This is a genomic window from Aquimarina sediminis, from assembly GCF_002895435.1.
In the GTDB taxonomy this organism is placed as follows: Bacteria; Bacteroidota; Bacteroidia; order Flavobacteriales; family Flavobacteriaceae; genus Aquimarina; species Aquimarina sediminis.
The window spans coordinates 1-19,781 of sequence record NZ_POYJ01000001.1; the positions used below are offsets into that span (position 1 = coordinate 1).

Here is a 19,781-nt window from a genome sequence, read left to right on the forward strand (position 1 = left end):
TGGTTATAGCATCAGGGCTCACCTCTTACCATTCCGAACAGAGAAGTTAAGCCTGATAGCGCCAATGGTACTACAATCGTGGGAGAGTAGGTCGCCGCCTTCCTTGAAACCCTTCATAGCAATATGAAGGGTTTTTTTTTATCTCAATAATAAGTAGGCGCTATAAGATTTCAATACAAGACAAGTGTCTTTAAATTATATTTTGAATACTTTTTTCAATTTTATCGAAAAATTCTTCATTCTTATATGGTTTTCTAAGAAAATCATTAAAACCTGAAGTTTTTTGAGATATCAACTCGATAGTTTCTGATGTATCTGAAGCACTAAGAGCAATGATAGGAACATTGATGTTAAGCTGTCTAATAATTTTTGTAGACTCTATGCCATTCATATTAGGCATATTTATATCCATTAAGATAAGATCATAATTTTTTTTCTTTACCATATCAATAGCTATAAGACCATCATTGGCAATTTCAGAATTGTATCCCTTTATTTTAAGAACATTTTGAGTTACGACTTGATTTACTTTATTATCCTCAACAATTAGTATATTGTAGTCCTTAGTGTTTATAAATTGGTTTTTTTGTTCTTTGGCATTTGTAATCTCCGTCTCTTTGTTTTCAATGTCTATTTTGATAACAATAGTAAAATAAAATATAGATCCTTTTCCGGGAGTACTTTTTAGTTCGATATTACCCCCATGAAGTTCCACCAAATTTTTTACAATATGCAAACCAAGTCCTGTACCTGTAGTATGATCTTTTGAGTCAGCTTGAGAGAATTTATTAAAAATCGTCTCCTGTTTATCAAGAGGTATCCCCCTACCATCATCTTTTATTTCAATAGTGATTTGTACCTTGTCATCGGTAATAATAGGGTTTATAAAATTTAACCAGATATTACCGTTTTTTGTAAACTTGTTTGCATTACTAATAAGGTTAATGAATATTTGTGATAACCTTAAAGGATCTCCAATTAGTCGTTTAGGAATTTTGGAGTCAAGATTAAGATGTAAGGTGTTACCATTTTTTGAGGTTTGATATTCAAAGGAATTTTTGATGTTTTCGGCTAAATTTTTAAGGTTATAGCTAGAGGATTCAAGGTTTACCTCATAGGATTCCATTTTTGCTAACTGTAATACATCATTAATTAGATTAAGCAAATGGTCAGCTGAGAATTTCATAAGTTTAATAAACTTATAATCTTCCTTGTTTTTATTTCTCTCTAATAAAACAGATGATAGACCTATAACTCCATACAACGGTGTTCTTAACTCATGACTAACCGTAGAAATAAATTTTGTTTTAGCAGCAGCCATGCGGTCGGATTTATCCTTTGCGATTTCTAACTGTTTATTTTTTGTAGCTAATGATTTACCAAGAACTTTAGTTTTGTTATGGTTGTAAATGAAGAAGCAAAAAAGGATTAAGCATAATAGAAGTAGAGAAAGGGTAAATAAGGATCTAGTTTCGGATTTTTCTGCTCTTTTTGTTTCTTGAGTATTTCTTTGCTCACTTACTACAAGTTGTTTTTTATATTGCTCGGTCTCCTCTTTTTCTTTTTCTAATGCAGTTTGATGATGTTTTGTATACTTTTTAAGAATATTATATGCTCTATCTTTTTCACCAATATGCACGAGTAAATCTTCATATTTTTTATAGACGTCCATTGCCTTTCTAAAAAGATGATTTTCTTCTGCCAAAGATGCTGCTAATTCATAATATCGGATGGAGTTTTGATAATCTCTTTTGTAAAAATAGTACTCACCATATTTTGTATAAGTGGTAACTAATCTAGTGGGTAGGGCCAGTTTGTTACCTCTAAAATATTGCTTACATTTTTTTAATAAATCATATGCTTTGTCATACTTTTTAATTTTAATATAGATAGAAGCAAGGTTTAATGCTAGAATATGACGAGACTTTTCGTTTATGTCATTACTGTTTTCATATATGTACTTGATTTTTTTTAAAGCTTTTTTAGGCTTGTTAAAGCCATAAAGATATACAAGGGCAATATTGTTATTTATTTTTAAGGCTATTTCAGGAAAACCACCAAGTTCCTTTACATATAATTCGGCTATTTTGTAATTCTGAATGGCCTCCTTATAATTCTTGTTAGAATAGTGAATTTTCCCTAGAGTGTTATATAAGCGTGCCCTTATTTGATACTTTTTTTGAGAATTAAATTTTTCGGAAATATCAATGATTGTTTCGATCGTTTTTATAGCATTGGCTCTTCCTAATGTATTGAAATGATTTTCAGTTTGTGTAATGATATTCTCTAACTCGGAGTATGATTTTTTTTCATATTCATGTTGAGCATAAACTATCGAGCAGAATAAATTGAAGTATAGCAATAGTAGGACACGTGTATGAGTTTTTAAGATTTTCATTGTTAGGCAAAATTAGGGGCTCTTAAATATAAGAAAATATATACATAAATTCGATGAAATACATTAAAAATAGTTAAAAAGTGTTTTGTTTTTATAAAATATAGAATATAAGAAGGAATAATACTACATTTATTGTATTTTGTAACTAATAATTCAAAATCTAATTCCTATCTGAGTTACTATACTAAATTACCTTTTTGATATATATAGAACTTAGAAAAAGTTGATTGAAAGAATTTGACGAACAATATAAGTTATTGATATATAGCTTTAATGGATACCTCAAAAATGAAAAGGCAGACTAATAAAGTATTTTTTTTTCTTTTATACTAGAAGCTTTAGCAGACCAAAAACACATTTCAGAAACTAAAGGAGGATAATAGAAGTATAATGCCTTAATTTTATATTATAATTTTGATCAATCCAAGAAATAACTCAACTCCAATTGTATATGTTTCAAAAATCACTTTTTTTATTATGCCTTCTATTTGTAACGTCAATTGCTTTTTCTCAAAAGAATAAGCTGGATAGTTTGTCTAATCTCCTAAGAACTCAGCAAAATAGAGATACCATAAGGATTAATACACTTCTTGAGATTTCTTATTACTATATGGATAGGGAAGTAGAAAAATCACTTTCGTATTTAGAAGAAGCTTTAGAAATCTCAAAAGTATTGAAAGATAAAAAGAAAGAAGGTACCGTTTATAATTACTTATCTAGATTTTATAGGAAAAGAGGGTTGAGTGCTGAAGCGTTGGAGTCTTCAATAATAGCAAAGGGTATTATAGATTCTTTTGGAACTAAACAACAAAAAATAGCTGTTAATAGCGAACTGCTTTATACCTATGGTAGTACCGGAAGTATCAAAAAAAGTTTAGAATTAGGATTAGAAAATCTCGATTTAGTGAAGAATGACCCACCCTCTTCAAATAAAGCAAGGATGTACTATAATTTGGGTAATGTATATAGTGAACTTGAAGAACTGGATAAGGCAGAAACAGCATACCAAACCGCTATTGAAATGTGTAGAGAAATAAAGTTTATTAGAGGAGAAATGCTTATGATGAATAGTTTGGGGGCTTTATATAAAAAACAGCATAGATTTAAAGAGGCTACTTTATACTTTAATAAAATTGTTGATTATTATAAAAGTATTAATAATGGCGGTATAGCTGTAGCAAGTCCCTTGTATCACCTTGCTACAATACAATCTTTACAAGGAAAACATGCTGAATCAATTCCTATATATTTGGAAGCGTTAGAGCTTTATGAGAAAGCAGGACAGTTGGCTTTTGTAAAATTTATCAATCAACATCTTTTTATAGGGTATAGTATTCTTGGGGATCAAAAAAAAGCAACAGCAGCTAACAAGGTGTATGTGAAAATTAAAGATTCTATTGACTCTATAGAACGAAAGAAGTTAATTGCTGATATGAAGATTAAATATGAAACGGATAAAATCAGTGCTGAAAGAGAAACAGCTGAAGTTAAAGCAAGTCTGGCAGAGGCTACTAGTAAAAAAAACATGAATTTTCTTGTTGCTGCTGTAATTATTGCAGCTCTGATATTACTTTCTTCATTGTTTTTCTTTGGAAGATTAAACGCTCGGAAAAAAGCAGAACTGATAACGATAGAACTTCGCGAAACTCAAAAAAGGCTAGCATTAGAAAAACAATATAGAGATAGCGAACTTAAAGCATTAAAAGCGCAAATGAATCCCCATTTTATATTTAATGCATTAAACTCTATTCAGGAATATATTGTGTTGAATAAAAAAAATGAAGCCAGTGATTATCTCGGAAAATTTGCAGACTTGATCCGTACTTATTTATGTCATAGCGATACAGGTATAATATCTCTTCAAGAAGAAATTGATAGTTTGATTATGTATTTGGATTTAGAGAGTCTTCGTTTTGAAGATACACTGCATTACACAGTGAAGGTCTCAGAAAAATTAAATAAAGATTTAATATACATTCCTACTATGTTGATTCAACCATATATTGAGAATGCCTTAAAACATGGGCTGCTACATAAAAAAGAAAACAGGAAGTTAATGATTAGTTTTTTGACTTCTGAAGAAAAAAACATTCAGTGTGTTATAGAGGATAATGGAGTAGGTAGAGCTAAGGCAAAAGAATTTAGAGAGAAGAGAAACATCTTACATAAATCTTTTGCAGCAAAAGCAACAGAAGAACGACTAGATCTACTTAATTACGGAAAAGATAAAAAAATAGGGGTAGAAATTATTGATATCTTCAGTCAAGAAAAAGAGCCTACAGGTACCAAAGTGGTTTTGAGTATTCCAATAACCAAACACTAAAATATAAAGATACAAATGAAAGCAATTATTATAGACGATGAGCGCAAGGCACGTAATTTGTTACGTGTTTTAGTAGAAGAAAACTGCCCAAAGATAACGCAGATTTATGAAGCTGGGGATCTTATTACTGGAGTAGAAATCATAAAATCTGAGGAACCTAATATAGTTTTTTTAGATATCGAAATGCCAGAACACTCTGGTTTAGAGATATTAAATTTTATAGAAAAAGATGTGGTGAATTTTGAAATTATTTTCACTACAGCATATAGTGAGTATGCAATACAAGCTTTTCAGCTTTCGGCTATAGATTATCTGTTAAAACCGGTACGCCCCAGTCAGGTAAAAGAGGCAGTTAATAAAGCAATGGCTATACTTGGAAAATCGCAAATAACAAATAAACTTGAAGAGTTAAAAAATAGCCTTTCTTCATCAAACTTTAAAAAAATAGGTCTTCCTGTTGCAGATGGAATCAAGTTTATCGAATTTGAGGATATCATTATGATGGAAGCCGATGGGATGTATACCAAAATAACTACAACTTCTGAAAACGAAATTTTGATAAGTAAAACCTTAAAACATTTTGTAAATCTGTTACAAAATATTCCTACTTTTTATAAGCCGCACCGATCCTATTTAATAAACCTTAAATATATCCAACGTTATGTAAAAAGTGATGGTGGGTATATTATAATGGATAATGGAAAGGCTGTATCTATTAGTAAAGAAAAAAAGGAAGCTTTTTTAGAAATAGTCAGTAACATATAAATTGATTAGTGTTCTAAAACCTTAGTTATATATAACTTGTTTTGGATTATACTTAGTCTGCCATTCTTTTTTAAGTTCAGAAAGCGAAATACATGATTAGCATGTATTTCGCTTTTTTTGTTTATACTACTTGATACATCTAATTTAAGCAAGGCTTTGTTTAACTAGCTAGGCTTCAAATTTTACCTCTTCTATTCAGAAACTCAAATGTGTATTTCAGAAACTCATTTATATCTACCTCCTGATTTGTAGCTATTCTTGCTCTGTGAATTATAAATCCTAAAATTTAGTTATGACAAAAACAACTACTCTGCTTAAGTTATTGATATTGGTACTTGTCACATTTTCGTGTAATAAAGATGATGAACCAATAATCCAACCACCAAAAAACAATGCACCAGAGATTAGTGCGCAATCTTTTAATGTGTCAGAAGCAGTATCAGATATAGATATATTGGGTACTGTAAAAGCAACTGATCCCGATGGAGATACATTATCCTTTAGTATTACTACCGATAGTGATGATTTATTTGAAATTACTACTGCAGGAGCAATAAGTCTTGCCGCCGGAAAATTATTGGATTTTGAAGGAAAAACTTTACACGAAATAACAGTGGAAGTTACTGATGAAAACCTTAAATCTTCGGCAAAAGTTACCATTAATGTTACCAATATAGATGACAATAAACAACCTATAATTGTAGCTCAGACTTTTGATGTATCAGAAGATAGAGGAGGTGCAAATGTACTGGCAACTGTAGTGGCTACAGATCCTGAAGGGGACAATTTAAATTATAGTCTTATAAATCCGACTGGAGCTAAGGTACAGTTTAGTATTACCGATAATCATATTAAACTATCACAAGGAGAATCTTTAGATTTTGAATCAAAGACTAGTCATGTGGTAACAGTAACAGTTGATGATGGTAGTTTAACAGCTTCCGCAGATATTACTATAAATGTAGTCAATGTAAATGAAGCTCCCGTACTGAGAGATTTTAACTCTTTTCCTGTACCTGATATTAGAGAAAATATAGCAGATACAGCAGTTTTTACAACAGTTACTGCAACTGACCCCGAGGGAGATAATCTTACATTTTCATTAACCAGTAATCCAGATCAGCTATTCGAAATTACTACGAATGGTGATTTAAGTTTAGCACCTGGAAAAAAGTTAGATTATGAAACCGCAACGAGTCATAGGATAACGATACAGGTGTCTGATGGGAATCTTACTCATTCTAGAAACGCTACTGTTAATGTAATGGATGTATGGGATCCAGCTATCGGAGATTATTTTCAAGATGGAGTAATTTTTTGGATTGATCCTACGGATAATACAAATGTTAAGATGTGCTATGTTAAAGATAGTAGTGTTAGACTAACACAAACAAATGCATCTAATTATTGTTATAATTTGGTCGTAGGCGACCAAATGGACTGGTACCTGCCTTCTGATACTGAGTTAATTGAAATGTACCAAAACAAGTCAAAAATTAATTCAACAGCATTAGCAAATGGAGGTACAGCATTTGATGAATCCGATTGGTATTGGAGTTCTACTAGAGTAAGCCTTTATTCGACTAGTTGGTGGTTAGTTAGGTTTAGCGTTGGAGGGAAAGCACAAAATTATCATGGAGCTAATTATGCAGTTAGAGCAATACGTGCTTTTCAGTATATGCCATAACCCTTGGCTGTATCAATTCTAGAATAAATTATTGGATAATTAGTTGCCAGAAAAAAAATGATGTTTGGAGGGTAACCTTTTTTCTTTCTAATACTCCTTTTAGATAAGAGACAGTATTTTTTACGAGATCACTGCTTCACTACATTTTGAATAAAAAAATAAGACTCTAGGAAAAGGAAAACTAAAAATATAAATAAAATAAAGAATTACAATATGAAAAAAATAAACAAAACACTTCTACTGTTATCTATAACTGTGTCACTTGTTTCTTGCAGTAGTGATGATGAAACAACCACTACTACTGCTGTTAGTGGAGCACCAAAAATAGGAATGCATTCTTTTAATGTAGCAGAAAATTCAATGAGTGGTGGTAGTATAGGTTCTATCAAAGCAACAGATCCTAACGGTGATGTTTTGAAATATAACATCGACACAAATAGTAATGATTTATTTGCTATAAATAGTGAAGGAATAATAAGTCTTGCGTCAGGAAAGGCATTAGATTTTAGAACAAGAAATTCATATGAAATAATTGTAGCTGTTTCGGATGATACTTTTACTACGTTCGGAAGTATAAAGATAAGTACAATTTCACCTATACCCAGAAATGGGTTACAGGCTTACTATCCCTTTACAAATAAAGCAGCTGACGAAGTAGGTACTGCCAATGGTTCTGTAGATGGTGCAATTTTAGAAGAAGATAGGTTTTTATCACCTTTGGGAGCTTATTCGTTTATAGATGCTGCCGATGTTATTGATCTGGGAGATCAAAGTTTTTTTGCAGGAAAAGATCATAAATTTTCAGTATCTGTCTGGGTAAAACCATCAGCCTATTCCGATGATGGAAAAGTACTAAGTAGCATCCTGGGAACAGTTTCTCAGCCTGATGGTTGCAATGAATCTAATCAAGAATTTTATATAGCTATAGATAAGGCAGGTAAACTCAGGGTTGTGTTTTATGAGGACTTAGAAGATGGGGCTAATGCAAATAACAGGGTAGTAGAAAGCGAAGTAAGTATTGTAAAAAACGAATGGTCACATATAGTAGTTAACTATGATGGTGCTATAGATACCAATGATGGGAAAGATCGTATACAAGCATATGTTAACGGAGTTAGGCAGAAAACAGTATTAACATGGACCAAAGGTACTTTACCTACAGAAATCAAAAATACTAATGGTCGTTTAGCCGTTGGGAACTTTCTAAGTAGTACAGGGTCGTTATGCGCACCTTCTCCTTTTCAAGGACTGATAGACGACATAGCAATTTACAACAGAAATTTATCTGAAAAAGAAATTATAACGATCTCAGAGAATAAGTAATCCCCAAAATCAATTTATAAATCTATGAGTGAGATCTATACTTTATAGTATCATACTCATGAAAAAAACAAAAAAAACAAAAAAAATGAAAACAATGAAAACAATGAAAACAATCCTAATTTTAATAAGCTTTATAACACTAAGTTCTTTTACAGGTATAGAGAATGATAACAATAATGAGTTAATAATAGAAGAAGCAGTTAGTAGTTTTTCTTTGGTTAATGATACCAAAGAAAAAGTGAGTATTCATACAGGTAGAGGGTTTGTTACTCTCAATAAAGGGTCAAAAACGAGTATTACCTGCAATACAGGTAAAGAAATACGCTGGGCAAACAGTGGTAGAAAAGGTGATGTTATCTTTAAAATAACAAGCGATATGTGTGGTAAGACGGTAAAATTGTCAAAATTTCTTTAAGTAGACATTTAATCCAAATGTGTTTTTGACATCCCGGGAAGATTTGGGGAAACCTTTCCGGGACTTTACCACAATATTGTAAAACACTATTCTTTGGAGTGTCCTTTTTTAGAATCCCACTCTTAAATTCAGTAGACCTATTGATATGGTATATACAAGTGTGTAAAATGTTGCCTAATGATAACTTCAAATAGCGCTTGTATTCATTCAAGTATATGGCATAATTAATTACTAACGATTCCTATGAGATATTTAACTACCTATTTGATGGTTATTACCTGTATTGTTTTTTGTTCAGCTAAAGCGCAAAAAAGCCAAAATGAGATTCTTCAACAATTTGAATCTGGAAAATACACTGTTTACAAAGTTACCGACAAAGAAAAATTTGAAAAAATAAAAAAAACATGGCCAGTAGAGATTACAAAAGTTAGAGATGATGTATCACAAGTCTTAGTAAAACGTTCAGGTATTTTGGACGAACTATTTAAGCCTGATGTACCAGGGTATCCTGCCTATTTTGCTTACAAAACATACCGTCTCTCTTTTATGAAAGATTATGCGGTCTATTATTCATGGAATGGTAAGCAACAAGCCACGACAAAATATATTTTGGTAAAACCTGGAGGAGATTTTGGAGCAAGTTGGGAGGTTACAAACAAAAATGTCGCGACTTATGCAACCGCAACGTTTAAAAATCAAACAGGAGCAAGAGCTAATGTAAAGCAAGCTAAAGCCAAAATGGTAGAAGCAGAACGAAAAGCAAATTCTCTTGAAGGAAAACAGGTTTCAAAGATTGAAATCCAATTGGTCGAAGAACCTTCAAAAGTTGGACATTTTAGTGAAGCCATTCACTACGGAGTTATAGCTACTTTGAAGGATGGTACTAAGCGAAAAACTAAAAATCTTAAAGGCAAGTTACCTTGGGACGACTTTAAATTATCACACCAAGGATGTAGTAACACTATCGATATTGTGAGGGTAGATGAGGATGCAACACAGATACCTGAGGATAAACTGGTACTTAAAGTAACTTCTGTATATCACCCATCTCTAAAAGCAATCAAAAATATCAATATGACAAATGATGTGGCTATAAAGGTAAATCAAAATGGATTTTGGGGATATGAGCGAGAAAAACATATGGCAGTAAGTCAGGGTATGGATGGACAACATGCCGGTAGAGCAGATAACTTAACAGTAAAAGTTAAAACTGTAACTCATAAGCAAACTGGAAAGAAAATAAACAAAATCGAAATTTTTAATACTACCAAAAATAAAATTATCGCTAGATATAAATTAACACCAGAAACCCAACTTATTATTAATGCAATAGGGGGGCAAGGGATGAATGGTTTTGATGGTACAAGCAGTAGACCAAATGGTGGCAATGGAGGATATGGTGGAGCTGGAGGAAATGTAACTTTTATCAAAGACCCATCGGTAACAAAACATAACATTATAATTAATACTAGTGGAGGAAAAGGGGGGAAAGGAGGATCCCCAAAATATTCGACAGCCAGTCGGGGTCGTAATGGAACCGCTGGTAATAATGGGAATACAATAAAACAAACAAAAAAAGTAACGCTTAATTTTTAACTAACACTAATTAAAATTTTATAGAATGAAAAAACAAACTTTATTAACTGCGATTTTTAGCCTGTTTCTAATTATCGGTATAAATAATACTGTTGAAGCTCAATTGGGCAGAAGCCTTATTAAGTCAATGAGGAAGAAAGGAAAAAAGAACAAAAAGAAAAAAGGAAATACAAAAGCAAAATTTGCGGAATTTAGCTCCGAAAATGATGAAATGAAGATTAGCGGGCAATATTTTAGCTTTAAGGAGAAGAGTGATATGGGCTTACGTTTTGTTAAGAGTGCTGAAGGAAAAATTGTTAATCAATTACATGTTTTTTTTACAGATCCTGATAATCCTACATATAAATTTACAATGAAAGAAAGCTATTATAGAAAACATCAGATAAAAATGTTTTTTGTCTGGCCTTCTGCTTCTGCAAGTAGTTATATCGAAATGGTAGAAGTTGATCCTGGCGTTTTTGCAGTAATCTCAGGAAACAGAAGTTTGGATAGATATGAAGACCCAATTCCTTTATTTGCTACCAGAGAAGTTGTAAATGTATTTGCCAAAGATATGACTCAATTTGATACCTGGGATATAGAGACAGCACAAGCTAAACTAGATATGATTGTTGGTACATTAAAAGGTGCTGCTAGTGATAAAACTAAGAAGAAATTAATGAAGTATGATGTTTACAAAAACTATGTAGGTAAAATAGCTTTTGCAAAATCTACTAATGTTTTGAGAAACCAAAAAGATAACCAGCCCACAGAGAAAGAGGCTAATTTTATTACAAAACAAATTCTGGGAGAGACGGTAGCTTTTAAACCATATTTTGAAAAACCTCTAGAGCAATCGCATCCTGGGGCATGGTTTAATATAACCTATGAAATGGCAGGACAGAAGACAGATCGCGAAGCATTGCGTAATTCTAGCTCAGTTTTCGGTAATAATATACCACAGATTGATGATGATAAAGGTAGATTCTACTTTTGGTTCCCTAGAGTTACTATCAATACATCCAATAATGTGGCAGATTATGCATTTTTAGAGTTATTACGTTTAACTCAGGATAAACTAACAGCAGGAAAAATCTATGATCTTAAAATAACGATATGGGCATACAAGGATGGAGCAAACATTGATCCAGTAGCTAGCGGAACTATCCAACTAGAATATGCAACTGATGCAAATAAAACCAAAAAGAGATTATTTGAACCAGTACACGGATGGGTTTCTAAGATAGAGGATGTACTTGATGAATAATCTTAATAATATTAATAGTTGATTTGATGGTGGGTTACATCAATTAATTTTTTACTCAAAGTATTGATGATCCATTGTGATGCCGCTTCTATTTTTAGAAGCGGTTTTTTATATATAATATTAGTTGTCTATAAAATCCTTATATTCTCTAAAGAAAGCTTCTAGCTTGAGCATATTATCATGAAGAAACACCATAGCCTTTTCCCAACTTGTTTTATTATGAATACTTACATTAAGCAATTCTACATACAAGCGAGAAATAACTTTCCCATTTTCTAATTCGTATTGATCATTATATATAGTATCAGGGATATACTCTGAAATAATTACGTTTTTTAGACTTAATAATTTGTCATAATAATATACTTTGATCACTTCGTCATAGGGCTCTATATCAATTGATACCTGAGCTTTTTTTGTGGTAAATGTAAATTTTAGTGTTACATCTTTGATCTTGGTGTTATACAAGAGCCATTTACGAGGGTATTTTTTTCCGAAACTTGTCCAGAATTCTTCCCGTATTTGTTTTGATTCTGATTTACTAAACATATTATATTAGATAAGCTGCAGCGGTGGCAACAAGAATAACCATTAGTTTTGTAATGTTAAACTTATGCCCTTCATTACTTTCGAAAAGAATAGTGGTTGATACATGAAGAAATATACCAATGACTAAAGCGGTTATTTCCTTATAGTAATCCTGGGTAAGTGTAAAATTATCAGCAAGAAAAGCCCCCAATGGCGTCATTAATGCAAATAGAATTAATGAAAAAAAGACAACAGTCTTTTTGATTTTTGTGTTGAGTAGAAAAGTTGTTAAAATCATAGCGATAGGAATCTTATGAATAATAATACCCATTAATAATCCATCAGTATGGTGAAGAGGGAATCCTTCTAAAATCGCATGCAATCCTAAACTAAAAAATAAGAGTTTCGGAATTTTATATGTGTTCTTTTGTAAATGAATATGACCATGTTCTGCACCTTTGGAGAAATATTCTAATACCTTTTGAAGTAAAATACCAATCATAATCCATACTCCAGTACGTTTTGCAAATGGATTGTCTTCGAACACTTCTGGTAAAAGTTCAAAAATAGTAATAGCAAGAAGGAAAGCACCACTGAAAGCTAAAAGTAATTTTAAGTTTTTTTGATTGGATGCTTTGAAAAGGAACACAAATAAAGCCCCAATAAATACAGCGGTTATGGATAATATATAGTTGTACACTATTTAAAAATTAGTATGAGTCTTGGTGAAGTGTTTTTATTAAACTTTTGTAATTGATAATTACCAAAAACATCAAGCAAATCGATATTAGCTTTTTTAAAATATTCTTTAAATTTTTCTAGAGTTATACTCTTAACTCGTTCAGTATAGAAAAATTCTTCGTTGTTATGTATAAATCGGATTTCCTTAAATATATACCCTTCTTCGTAGTATCTTTTAATGTTAAAAGTAATATCATTGACTATTTTTTTTTCTTCAGGAACAAGGTTTTCGATAATATAGTCTACATTCATAAAATCAATAACTCCGAAACCTTTTTCTGTAAGGTTAGTGCTAATGGATTTGATGGTGTTAAGATTATCCTCTTCTTTATCAAAATACCCAAAACTAGTGAATAAATTAAAAACGGCAGAGAATTGTTCTGAATAAGGTTTGCACATATCATGAACTCTAAACTTTAGAGTATCATTTTCATATTGAGATGCATATTCAATACTGTTTTTAGAGAGATCTACACCAGTTACATCATAACCTAATTTATTTAAATAGATACTATGACGACCTTTTCCACAAGCTAAATCTAAAATTTTTTCACCTTTTTCTAGACTTAGATAGTTGGTGAGATTATCCATAAAATTCTTAGCTTCAGTATGATCTCTATCTTTATACAAGATATGATAGTACGGTGTGTCAAACCATGACGCATACCACATTGTTGAATCTTTTAGCATAGGGCGCAAAATTAATGTATTTTTACGGTTTAATTGTAGAAGTCGTTTAAAGTTTTAAACCTTACAGCAAAAAACTTTAAATGTTTAATATTCAAAATAACAATAGTGAGTAATTCATTCAAGATGGTTGCCAAAACCCTTTTTGGTTTTGAAGAAGTTCTGGCAAGTGAACTTAGAAAGTTAGGAGCACAAAAGGTAGAGGTAGGAAACCGTATGGTTAGTTTTTATGGTGATACAGGTTTCATGTATAAAGCAAATTTATGCCTAAGAACTGCAGTAAAAATCTTGAAACCCATTACATCAAGGAAAGTAAGAAATGAAAAAGATATTTATGATTTTGTTCAAAGTATTCGTTGGGAAGAGTATTTAAGTTTAGAAGATACTTTTGCAATTTCGGCAACAGTAAACTCAACCATTTTTAGTCATTCTAAATTTATTGCCTTAAAAACAAAAGATGCTATTGTAGATAAATTTAGAAAAGAAACGGGGAAAAGACCTAATGTTGATACAGAGCATCCGGACCTTTCTATTGATGTTCATATTCAACGTGATTTATGTACTATATCATTAGACAGTTCTGGAGGTTCTTTACACCATAGAGGATACCGAACTGCAACCAATATAGCACCGATTAACGAAGTTTTGGCTGCCGGTTTGTTGTTGCTCTCAGGTTGGGATGGGCAATGTGACTTTCTAGATCCTATGTGTGGTAGTGGTACAATGGCTATTGAAGCTGCAATGATCGCTTGTAATATACCAGCAAATTTGAATAGGAAAGAATTTGCTTTTGAAAAATGGCTAGATTGGGATTTGGACTTGTTTGAAAAAATTGAAGAAGCCTGCCTTAATAAAACCAGAGATTTTCATCATTCAATAATTGGAATAGATAAGGAGTATTCTGCAGTAAGAAAAGCAAATGTTAATGTAGAAAATGCAAATCTTACAGATTTTGTAAAAATCAAGGAGGGAGATTTTTTTGAAACGGCAAAAGAAGTCGAAGGACCACTACATATGGTGTTTAACCCCCCATATGATGAGCGCTTGGAAATTGACATAGAAGAGTTTTATGGTCAAATAGGGAATACACTCAAACAAAATTATCCTGGGACTAATGCGTGGTTTATTACTGCAAATCTACCTGCATTAAAATATGTTGGTCTCAGACCATCTCGGAAGATAAAGGTATTTAATGGCAAATTAGAAGCTAGATTGGTTAAATATGAGATGTATGCAGGAAGTAAAAAGGCTAAATATCAAAACTAACCGTAAATAAACTGATTAATAGTTTATACTTTATTTAAGTTTTTCTTAAAATATTATCTTATTTCTTTTTCTAAAGTAAGTAAAAAACGTTTTTAGTGTTTTTTACCTAAAAACTAATTAATGATCTTATATTTGCACTATCGCAACAATGTTGCAGTAGTGCTTGCTTTGAGTTTATGTCTGTCTTGATAATTGAAAGCATGATTTGTAGTAGATAATTACTTAATTAAAATAATATTATGATAGGGAAAATAATACGAGTAAACTGGGATATAGTTGGGTTTTCTGCTTCTTTTCTTTGTATGCTACACTGCATACTACTACCCGTGCTTATAACGCTTTTTCCAATGATGGGTGTTGCTTTTTTTGCAGAAGAAGTCTATGAGTTGTTTTTTGTTTCAACAAGCCTTCTTATTGCATTTATTGCAATGTACAATGGTTATAAAAATTTTCATGGAGAGAGAATGCCAATGTATTTATTTCTAATCGCTTTGCTTCTTTTTTGTATTGGCTTTTTAGTGAGGTACCATTTGGTAGAAAGAGTTTTACATTTCTTTGCGACTGGTTTTTTAATTGTTACGCATTATTATAATTGGAAACTTATAAAGTCTTCTAAGAATTGTAAAGCAAAAAGAGTATACGAGATACAGAAATAAATTTAGTTATAACTTTTTACAAATGTACATTAAGAAGCATGGCTACTTTTTCTTCTTAAAAAAGGGAATAAGGTAGCTTATAGAATACCCATAGCCAACACCAATGCTGCTAAAATCATTTGTTCGTCCAAATCCAGGGATATACAGGTTGTCAAATCGATCGGGTTTTTTTTCACTAACGAGGCTTCTCAGCGATACATTTGCACCTAAGTATAGATTGTTTAAAACTTCTACTTTTATACCTAGAACTAATTCAAGCCAACTTGCATTTAGACCATCAGATTTTATAGTCTCTGTTATTTGATTTGGACCAAAATAATCTGTGCCAGTAAAGATAGTATAATCATTCAGAGTTTGCTCAAAAGAGGAAAAGCCATATCGCAACCCTACATAAATACTATTTTGCATCCCATACCAATTATCATAGACATTATAATCTAATCCGGCTCTAATGTAGTTTCCAGAACCTTCAGTATTGATGTTTTCTTCATCTCTTATTAAGGATTCATTACCTATTTCAGCAGCGAAATAAAACTTTTTATAAAATCTATAGTCTCCAACAATTTCAAAACCTGAATAGTTATCATCTAATGCTGTACGTACTAACCTGCCAAGATCAACACCAGCTCTCAAACCATATTTTTCTGCAGGAGGTAGAGTATCTGTTGGGCTAACTTTTTTCTCTTCCTGACTATAAATACAGAAAGAAGCTAAAAGATTAATGAAAAATAAATATATGTGCAGCTGTTTCATCGGTTACGTTCTCTCTTTGTATTGTTATATCTTGGATCCAACTACCATCATTGCCAGCTTCTGGTGGTGATACAGTAAGACCTTTGTAATTGATTTTAAATCCACAAGCACTACTCACATATTCTTCTTCAGTTGTGTATTGAAAACTAACTGTGTCTTTATTAGGCAGGGGATCAGTGTCACCATTATTAGTGGTGTCAGAGTTTATTGTAAATTCATAATCGGTAATAGAAACATCATTTTTAAGCGGTATCAGGATAGAGTCTTGGGTACTTCCTAAAGTAAAAGGGGTTTCAATACCTACGGCTTTAACCTCTAACTCAGCAGGAGATTTAATTTCGGTTCCAGTATCAAAATCTAGAAATTTTATGACTAAAAAAGGTGTGGTTGGAGTGCCTTCTGCACAGATGTCATCTCTTTCGCAAGCCGAATTTAAATATAAAATAAAAACAGCTGTTAATATAGACAATAAATATTTGTGTACTCTCATATAGTATCTTTTTCTTAGTAAAATTAAATTACTAAGGCGATATACTTTTTATAAGTTCTCGTATAAATATGAGAACAAAAAAGCAACTTATTAAAGTAAAACATTAAAACAAAAACAAGTTTTGAATTGTTGTTTTCGTGACCAAAATTAAAAAAATAAACCAATTACTACTGGTTATTTCTCAAAAATAAAGACGGTTTCAGATAGAGCATGTTGCTAATCAAATTAAGTAAGAATTTATAATTGAATTTAGGGCACAGTTTGCTGGTAAATCTAACGATTTTCTGTAATTAGTAACATGAAAATAGCAATTGATTTAGTATACAATACATCTTAAGTTATCTTTTTTCTAAAAGCACCACATTTTCCACATGATAAGTCTGTGGGAACATATCAACTGGTTGTACTTTACTTACTTTATACATTTCATCTAATAACGCTAGATCTCGAGCTTGTGTGGCACTATTACAGCTTACATACACTATTTTTTGAGGAGAAATGTTTAATAATTGACCAACAACATCTTTATGCATACCATCTCTAGGCGGGTCAGTAATCACCACTTCAGGTTGTCCATGGCGCTGGATAAAGTCCTTAGTAAATACTTTTTTCATATCACCGACATAAAACTCTACATTGTCTATATTGTTACGTCTTGCATTTTCTTTGGCATCTTCGATTGCTTCAGGCACAGCTTCTACACCAATAACCTTTTTTGCGTTTTTTGAAACAAATTGGGCTATAGTTCCTGTTCCTGTATATAGATCATATACTAACTCTTCTCCAGAAAGATTAGCAAAATCTCGTGTGACTTTATATAATTCATATGCTTGTTTAGAATTGGTTTGATAAAAAGATTTTGCATTGATTCTAAAACGTAAGCCTTCCATTTCTTCTTCGATATAATCTTTTCCATTATAACAAATCACTTCTTGGTCATAAATGGTATCATTACCTTTAGAGTTGATTGTATATTGAAGTGAAGTAATTTTAGGGAATTCTGATAAGATGTAATCCAAGAGTAAGGTTCTTTTCTCTATGTCTTCATGGAAGAATTGTATTAAAACCATGATTTCTCCGGTCGATGCAATTCTAATCATCAATGTCCTTAAAAAACCATGTTGATTTCTTGCGTTATAAAAAGAAAGACCATTTTCTGTAGCAAACAATTTTACTTTGTTTCTAATATCATTACTTGGGTCTTCTTGAAGGTGACATTTGTTAATATCCAAAATTTTATCCCACATACCGGGGATGTGAAACCCTAGGGCATTTCTATTTTCAATTTGAGAATCACTTTTGATCTCATCGAGAGTTAGCCATCTGCTATCACTAAATGAGAATTCCATTTTGTTTCTATAGAAAAACTGATCTTCTGATCCTAAAATAGAGTTTACTTCTGGTAGTTCAACCTTACCCAATCTGGTTAAGTTGTTTACAATTTCTTGTTGTTTATATTCAAGTTGATGATCATACGCCATAAACTGCCATTTACATCCACCACAAGTACCAAAATGTTCACAAGTAGGATCAACACGTTTACCGGATAACTTATGAAATGTTGTTGCCGAGCCCTCATAGAAAGCTTTACGTTTTTTGGTAGTTTGTATGTCTACTACATCTCCAGGAACAGCATTATTAATAAATATAACTTTTCCATCAGGGGCTTTAGCAATACTTTTTCCTTTTGCACCTGCATCAATAACTTCGATATTTTCGAAAACCTGTCTTCTTTTTTTCCTTGCCATAGCGCAAAAATAACAATAGAAAGCATATACTTATTAAATATTCGATATATCTTATAAAAAGAATAAAAAAATGAACCTATTTCATTTTTGTACGTCTATACTATAAAAGGATAATATGACAGACATCAACAAAACATTTGATTCTTTGTTGGTATTACAATGCCAGTCAGGCAGCAAAAAAGCAGTACCAATACTTGTTAAAAGATGGCATGCTAAATTATGTAAGCAGGCATATTGGTATACTAGAGATTTGGAGGTTTCGAAAGATATAGCGCAAGATAGTTGGAGTACCATTTTTCTTAAAATAGGTACATTAAAAGATGCTAACTGTTTTGGTAATTGGGCATTAACTATTGTAACAAGAAATGCTATTGATTGGTTACGGAAGCATAAAAAAGAAATAGAAGGTCTGGATAGCTACAGAGAAGGTAATGCAAATGTGATAGAAGATAACGATTGCAAGTCTCAAAACGATAGTGAATTACTCAGAAGTATGATAAAAAAACTACCTAATAATCAACAATTAGTACTTAACCTTTTTTATATAGAAGAATATAGTATAAAAGAGATAAGTGATATTATAAATGTCTCTACTGGAACGGTTAAATCACGTTTGTTTACGGCTAGAGAAAAGTTAAAGACAATTTTAAAAAATAAAAATCATGGAAAGTAAAAAGAAAGATATTGATCAATTAATTAAGGAGACATTAACCCAGGAAGAGGCAAAGTTTTATGATGAATTAGATGAACAAAATCTTATCGAAATGATAGGAGGGCTTTTTAAGACTAAGCATAGATGGATTATAATACTGATGAATATTGTAACACTTGTAGCATTTGTTTTTTTGGTGTATTGTATCGTTCAGTTTTTAGCGACTGATAATACAAATGAGCTTATCCGGTGGTTTGCAGGAGGATGTATATGCGCTATGTTTATGATAATGACCAAATTATTTGCTTGGATGCAAATGGATAAAAACGCCTTGTTAAGAGAAATAAAAAGGTTAGAATTACAGGTGTCTTCTTTGGCTGGAAAAATATCTTAACAAGAGTTTTAGAAAGAAGCTTATATTTAGTACTTTGCAGCCAACTTCATTGGGATGATTTCTCTCCTGAATTTTAGTGTCAAAGTAGGAATTGTAAAGTTTTATTTTTAATA

18 protein-coding genes and 1 rRNA gene are annotated in these 19,781 nt (G+C 31.7%); 12 read left to right on the top strand and 7 right to left on the bottom strand.

The features are described from left to right. Positions 1–103: ribosomal RNA gene (gene rrf, locus C1X07_RS00005) — 5S ribosomal RNA — on the top strand; the annotation flags it as partial. A gap of 87 nt (positions 104–190) precedes the next feature. Here rrf and C1X07_RS00010 read toward each other — a convergent pair. Further along, positions 191–2,398, bottom strand: coding sequence for a tetratricopeptide repeat-containing hybrid sensor histidine kinase/response regulator (locus C1X07_RS00010; protein ID WP_103067928.1), 2,208 nt, complete (start codon positions 2,396–2,398; stop codon positions 191–193). Positions 2,399–2,849: 451 nt separating this feature from the next. On the opposite strand from C1X07_RS00010, the gene C1X07_RS00015 reads away from it, so the two are divergent. From C1X07_RS00015 to C1X07_RS00045, 7 genes are all read left to right on the top strand, one after another. Next, positions 2,850–4,721 carry a tetratricopeptide repeat-containing sensor histidine kinase gene (locus tag C1X07_RS00015; protein ID WP_103067929.1) on the top strand — a complete coding sequence of 624 codons (1,872 nt, stop codon included), beginning with the start codon at positions 2,850–2,852 and terminating at the stop codon, positions 4,719–4,721. Positions 4,722–4,736: 15 nt separating this feature from the next. Then, positions 4,737–5,486, top strand: coding sequence for a LytR/AlgR family response regulator transcription factor (locus C1X07_RS00020; protein ID WP_103067930.1), 750 nt, complete (start codon positions 4,737–4,739; stop codon positions 5,484–5,486). Between the two features lie 292 nt (positions 5,487–5,778). Continuing rightward, positions 5,779–7,173: a cadherin domain-containing protein gene (locus tag C1X07_RS00025; RefSeq protein WP_103067931.1), complete on the top strand. Its 1,395-nt coding sequence runs from the start codon at positions 5,779–5,781 to the stop codon at positions 7,171–7,173. Positions 7,174–7,386: 213 nt separating this feature from the next. Next, the gene (locus tag C1X07_RS00030; RefSeq protein WP_103067932.1) at positions 7,387–8,496 is read left to right on the top strand and encodes a LamG-like jellyroll fold domain-containing protein; all 1,110 of its coding nucleotides are present in this window, start codon (positions 7,387–7,389) and stop codon (positions 8,494–8,496) included. Between the two features lie 103 nt (positions 8,497–8,599). Continuing rightward, positions 8,600–8,911, top strand: a complete 312-nt coding sequence (locus C1X07_RS00035; RefSeq protein WP_128755157.1) for a hypothetical protein — start codon at positions 8,600–8,602, stop codon at positions 8,909–8,911. A gap of 243 nt (positions 8,912–9,154) precedes the next feature. Next, positions 9,155–10,507, top strand: a complete 1,353-nt coding sequence (locus C1X07_RS00040) for a hypothetical protein (protein ID WP_128755158.1) — start codon at positions 9,155–9,157, stop codon at positions 10,505–10,507. A gap of 25 nt (positions 10,508–10,532) precedes the next feature. Beyond that, positions 10,533–11,753, top strand: a complete 1,221-nt coding sequence (locus tag C1X07_RS00045; protein WP_103067935.1) for a hypothetical protein — start codon at positions 10,533–10,535, stop codon at positions 11,751–11,753. Between the two features lie 120 nt (positions 11,754–11,873). Here the strand turns inward: C1X07_RS00045 and C1X07_RS00050 are convergent, their stop codons facing one another. The 3 genes from C1X07_RS00050 to C1X07_RS00060 are packed head-to-tail and all read right to left on the bottom strand — an operon-like array spanning position 11,874 to position 13,712. Further along, positions 11,874–12,302: a DUF4268 domain-containing protein gene (locus C1X07_RS00050; protein WP_103067936.1), complete on the bottom strand. Its 429-nt coding sequence runs from the start codon at positions 12,300–12,302 to the stop codon at positions 11,874–11,876. 1 nt (position 12,303) lies between these two features. Continuing rightward, on the bottom strand, positions 12,304–12,981 hold the full coding sequence (locus C1X07_RS00055; RefSeq protein ID WP_164914057.1) for a ZIP family metal transporter: 678 nt from the start codon (positions 12,979–12,981) through the stop codon (positions 12,304–12,306). Beyond that, the gene (locus C1X07_RS00060) at positions 12,981–13,712 is read right to left on the bottom strand and encodes an SAM-dependent methyltransferase (RefSeq protein ID WP_103067938.1); all 732 of its coding nucleotides are present in this window, start codon (positions 13,710–13,712) and stop codon (positions 12,981–12,983) included. The genes C1X07_RS00055 and C1X07_RS00060 overlap by 1 nt, the downstream gene beginning before the upstream one ends. 123 nt (positions 13,713–13,835) lie before the next feature. Between C1X07_RS00060 and C1X07_RS00065 the strand changes: the two genes are divergently transcribed. Beyond that, the gene (locus tag C1X07_RS00065) at positions 13,836–14,975 is read left to right on the top strand and encodes a THUMP domain-containing class I SAM-dependent RNA methyltransferase (protein ID WP_103067939.1); all 1,140 of its coding nucleotides are present in this window, start codon (positions 13,836–13,838) and stop codon (positions 14,973–14,975) included. A gap of 239 nt (positions 14,976–15,214) precedes the next feature. Continuing rightward, positions 15,215–15,631: a MerC domain-containing protein gene (locus tag C1X07_RS00070; protein ID WP_103067940.1), complete on the top strand. Its 417-nt coding sequence runs from the start codon at positions 15,215–15,217 to the stop codon at positions 15,629–15,631. Positions 15,632–15,673: 42 nt separating this feature from the next. Here C1X07_RS00070 and C1X07_RS00075 read toward each other — a convergent pair whose 3' ends face one another. From C1X07_RS00075 to rlmD, 3 genes are all read right to left on the bottom strand, one after another. Beyond that, positions 15,674–16,384 (bottom strand): DUF6048 family protein, encoded by a 711-nt coding sequence (locus tag C1X07_RS00075; RefSeq protein WP_164914058.1) that lies wholly within the window; start codon positions 16,382–16,384, stop codon positions 15,674–15,676. Beyond that, positions 16,350–16,874 carry a DUF6452 family protein gene (locus C1X07_RS00080; RefSeq protein ID WP_103067941.1) on the bottom strand — a complete coding sequence of 175 codons (525 nt, stop codon included), beginning with the start codon at positions 16,872–16,874 and terminating at the stop codon, positions 16,350–16,352. Before C1X07_RS00080 ends, C1X07_RS00075 begins: the two co-directional genes overlap by 35 nt. Positions 16,875–17,212: 338 nt before the next feature. Beyond that, the gene (gene rlmD, locus C1X07_RS00085; protein WP_103067942.1) at positions 17,213–18,622 is read right to left on the bottom strand and encodes a 23S rRNA (uracil(1939)-C(5))-methyltransferase RlmD; all 1,410 of its coding nucleotides are present in this window, start codon (positions 18,620–18,622) and stop codon (positions 17,213–17,215) included. Between the two features lie 115 nt (positions 18,623–18,737). On the opposite strand from rlmD, the gene C1X07_RS00090 reads away from it, so the two are divergent. Together C1X07_RS00090 and C1X07_RS00095 are read left to right on the top strand one after the other, a co-directional pair. Then, positions 18,738–19,295 (top strand): RNA polymerase sigma factor, encoded by a 558-nt coding sequence (locus tag C1X07_RS00090; protein ID WP_103067943.1) that lies wholly within the window; start codon positions 18,738–18,740, stop codon positions 19,293–19,295. Then, positions 19,285–19,668, top strand: a complete 384-nt coding sequence (locus tag C1X07_RS00095) for a DUF6768 family protein (RefSeq protein ID WP_103067944.1) — start codon at positions 19,285–19,287, stop codon at positions 19,666–19,668. Before C1X07_RS00090 ends, C1X07_RS00095 begins: the two co-directional genes overlap by 11 nt. Positions 19,669–19,781: the final 113 nt, after the last annotated feature.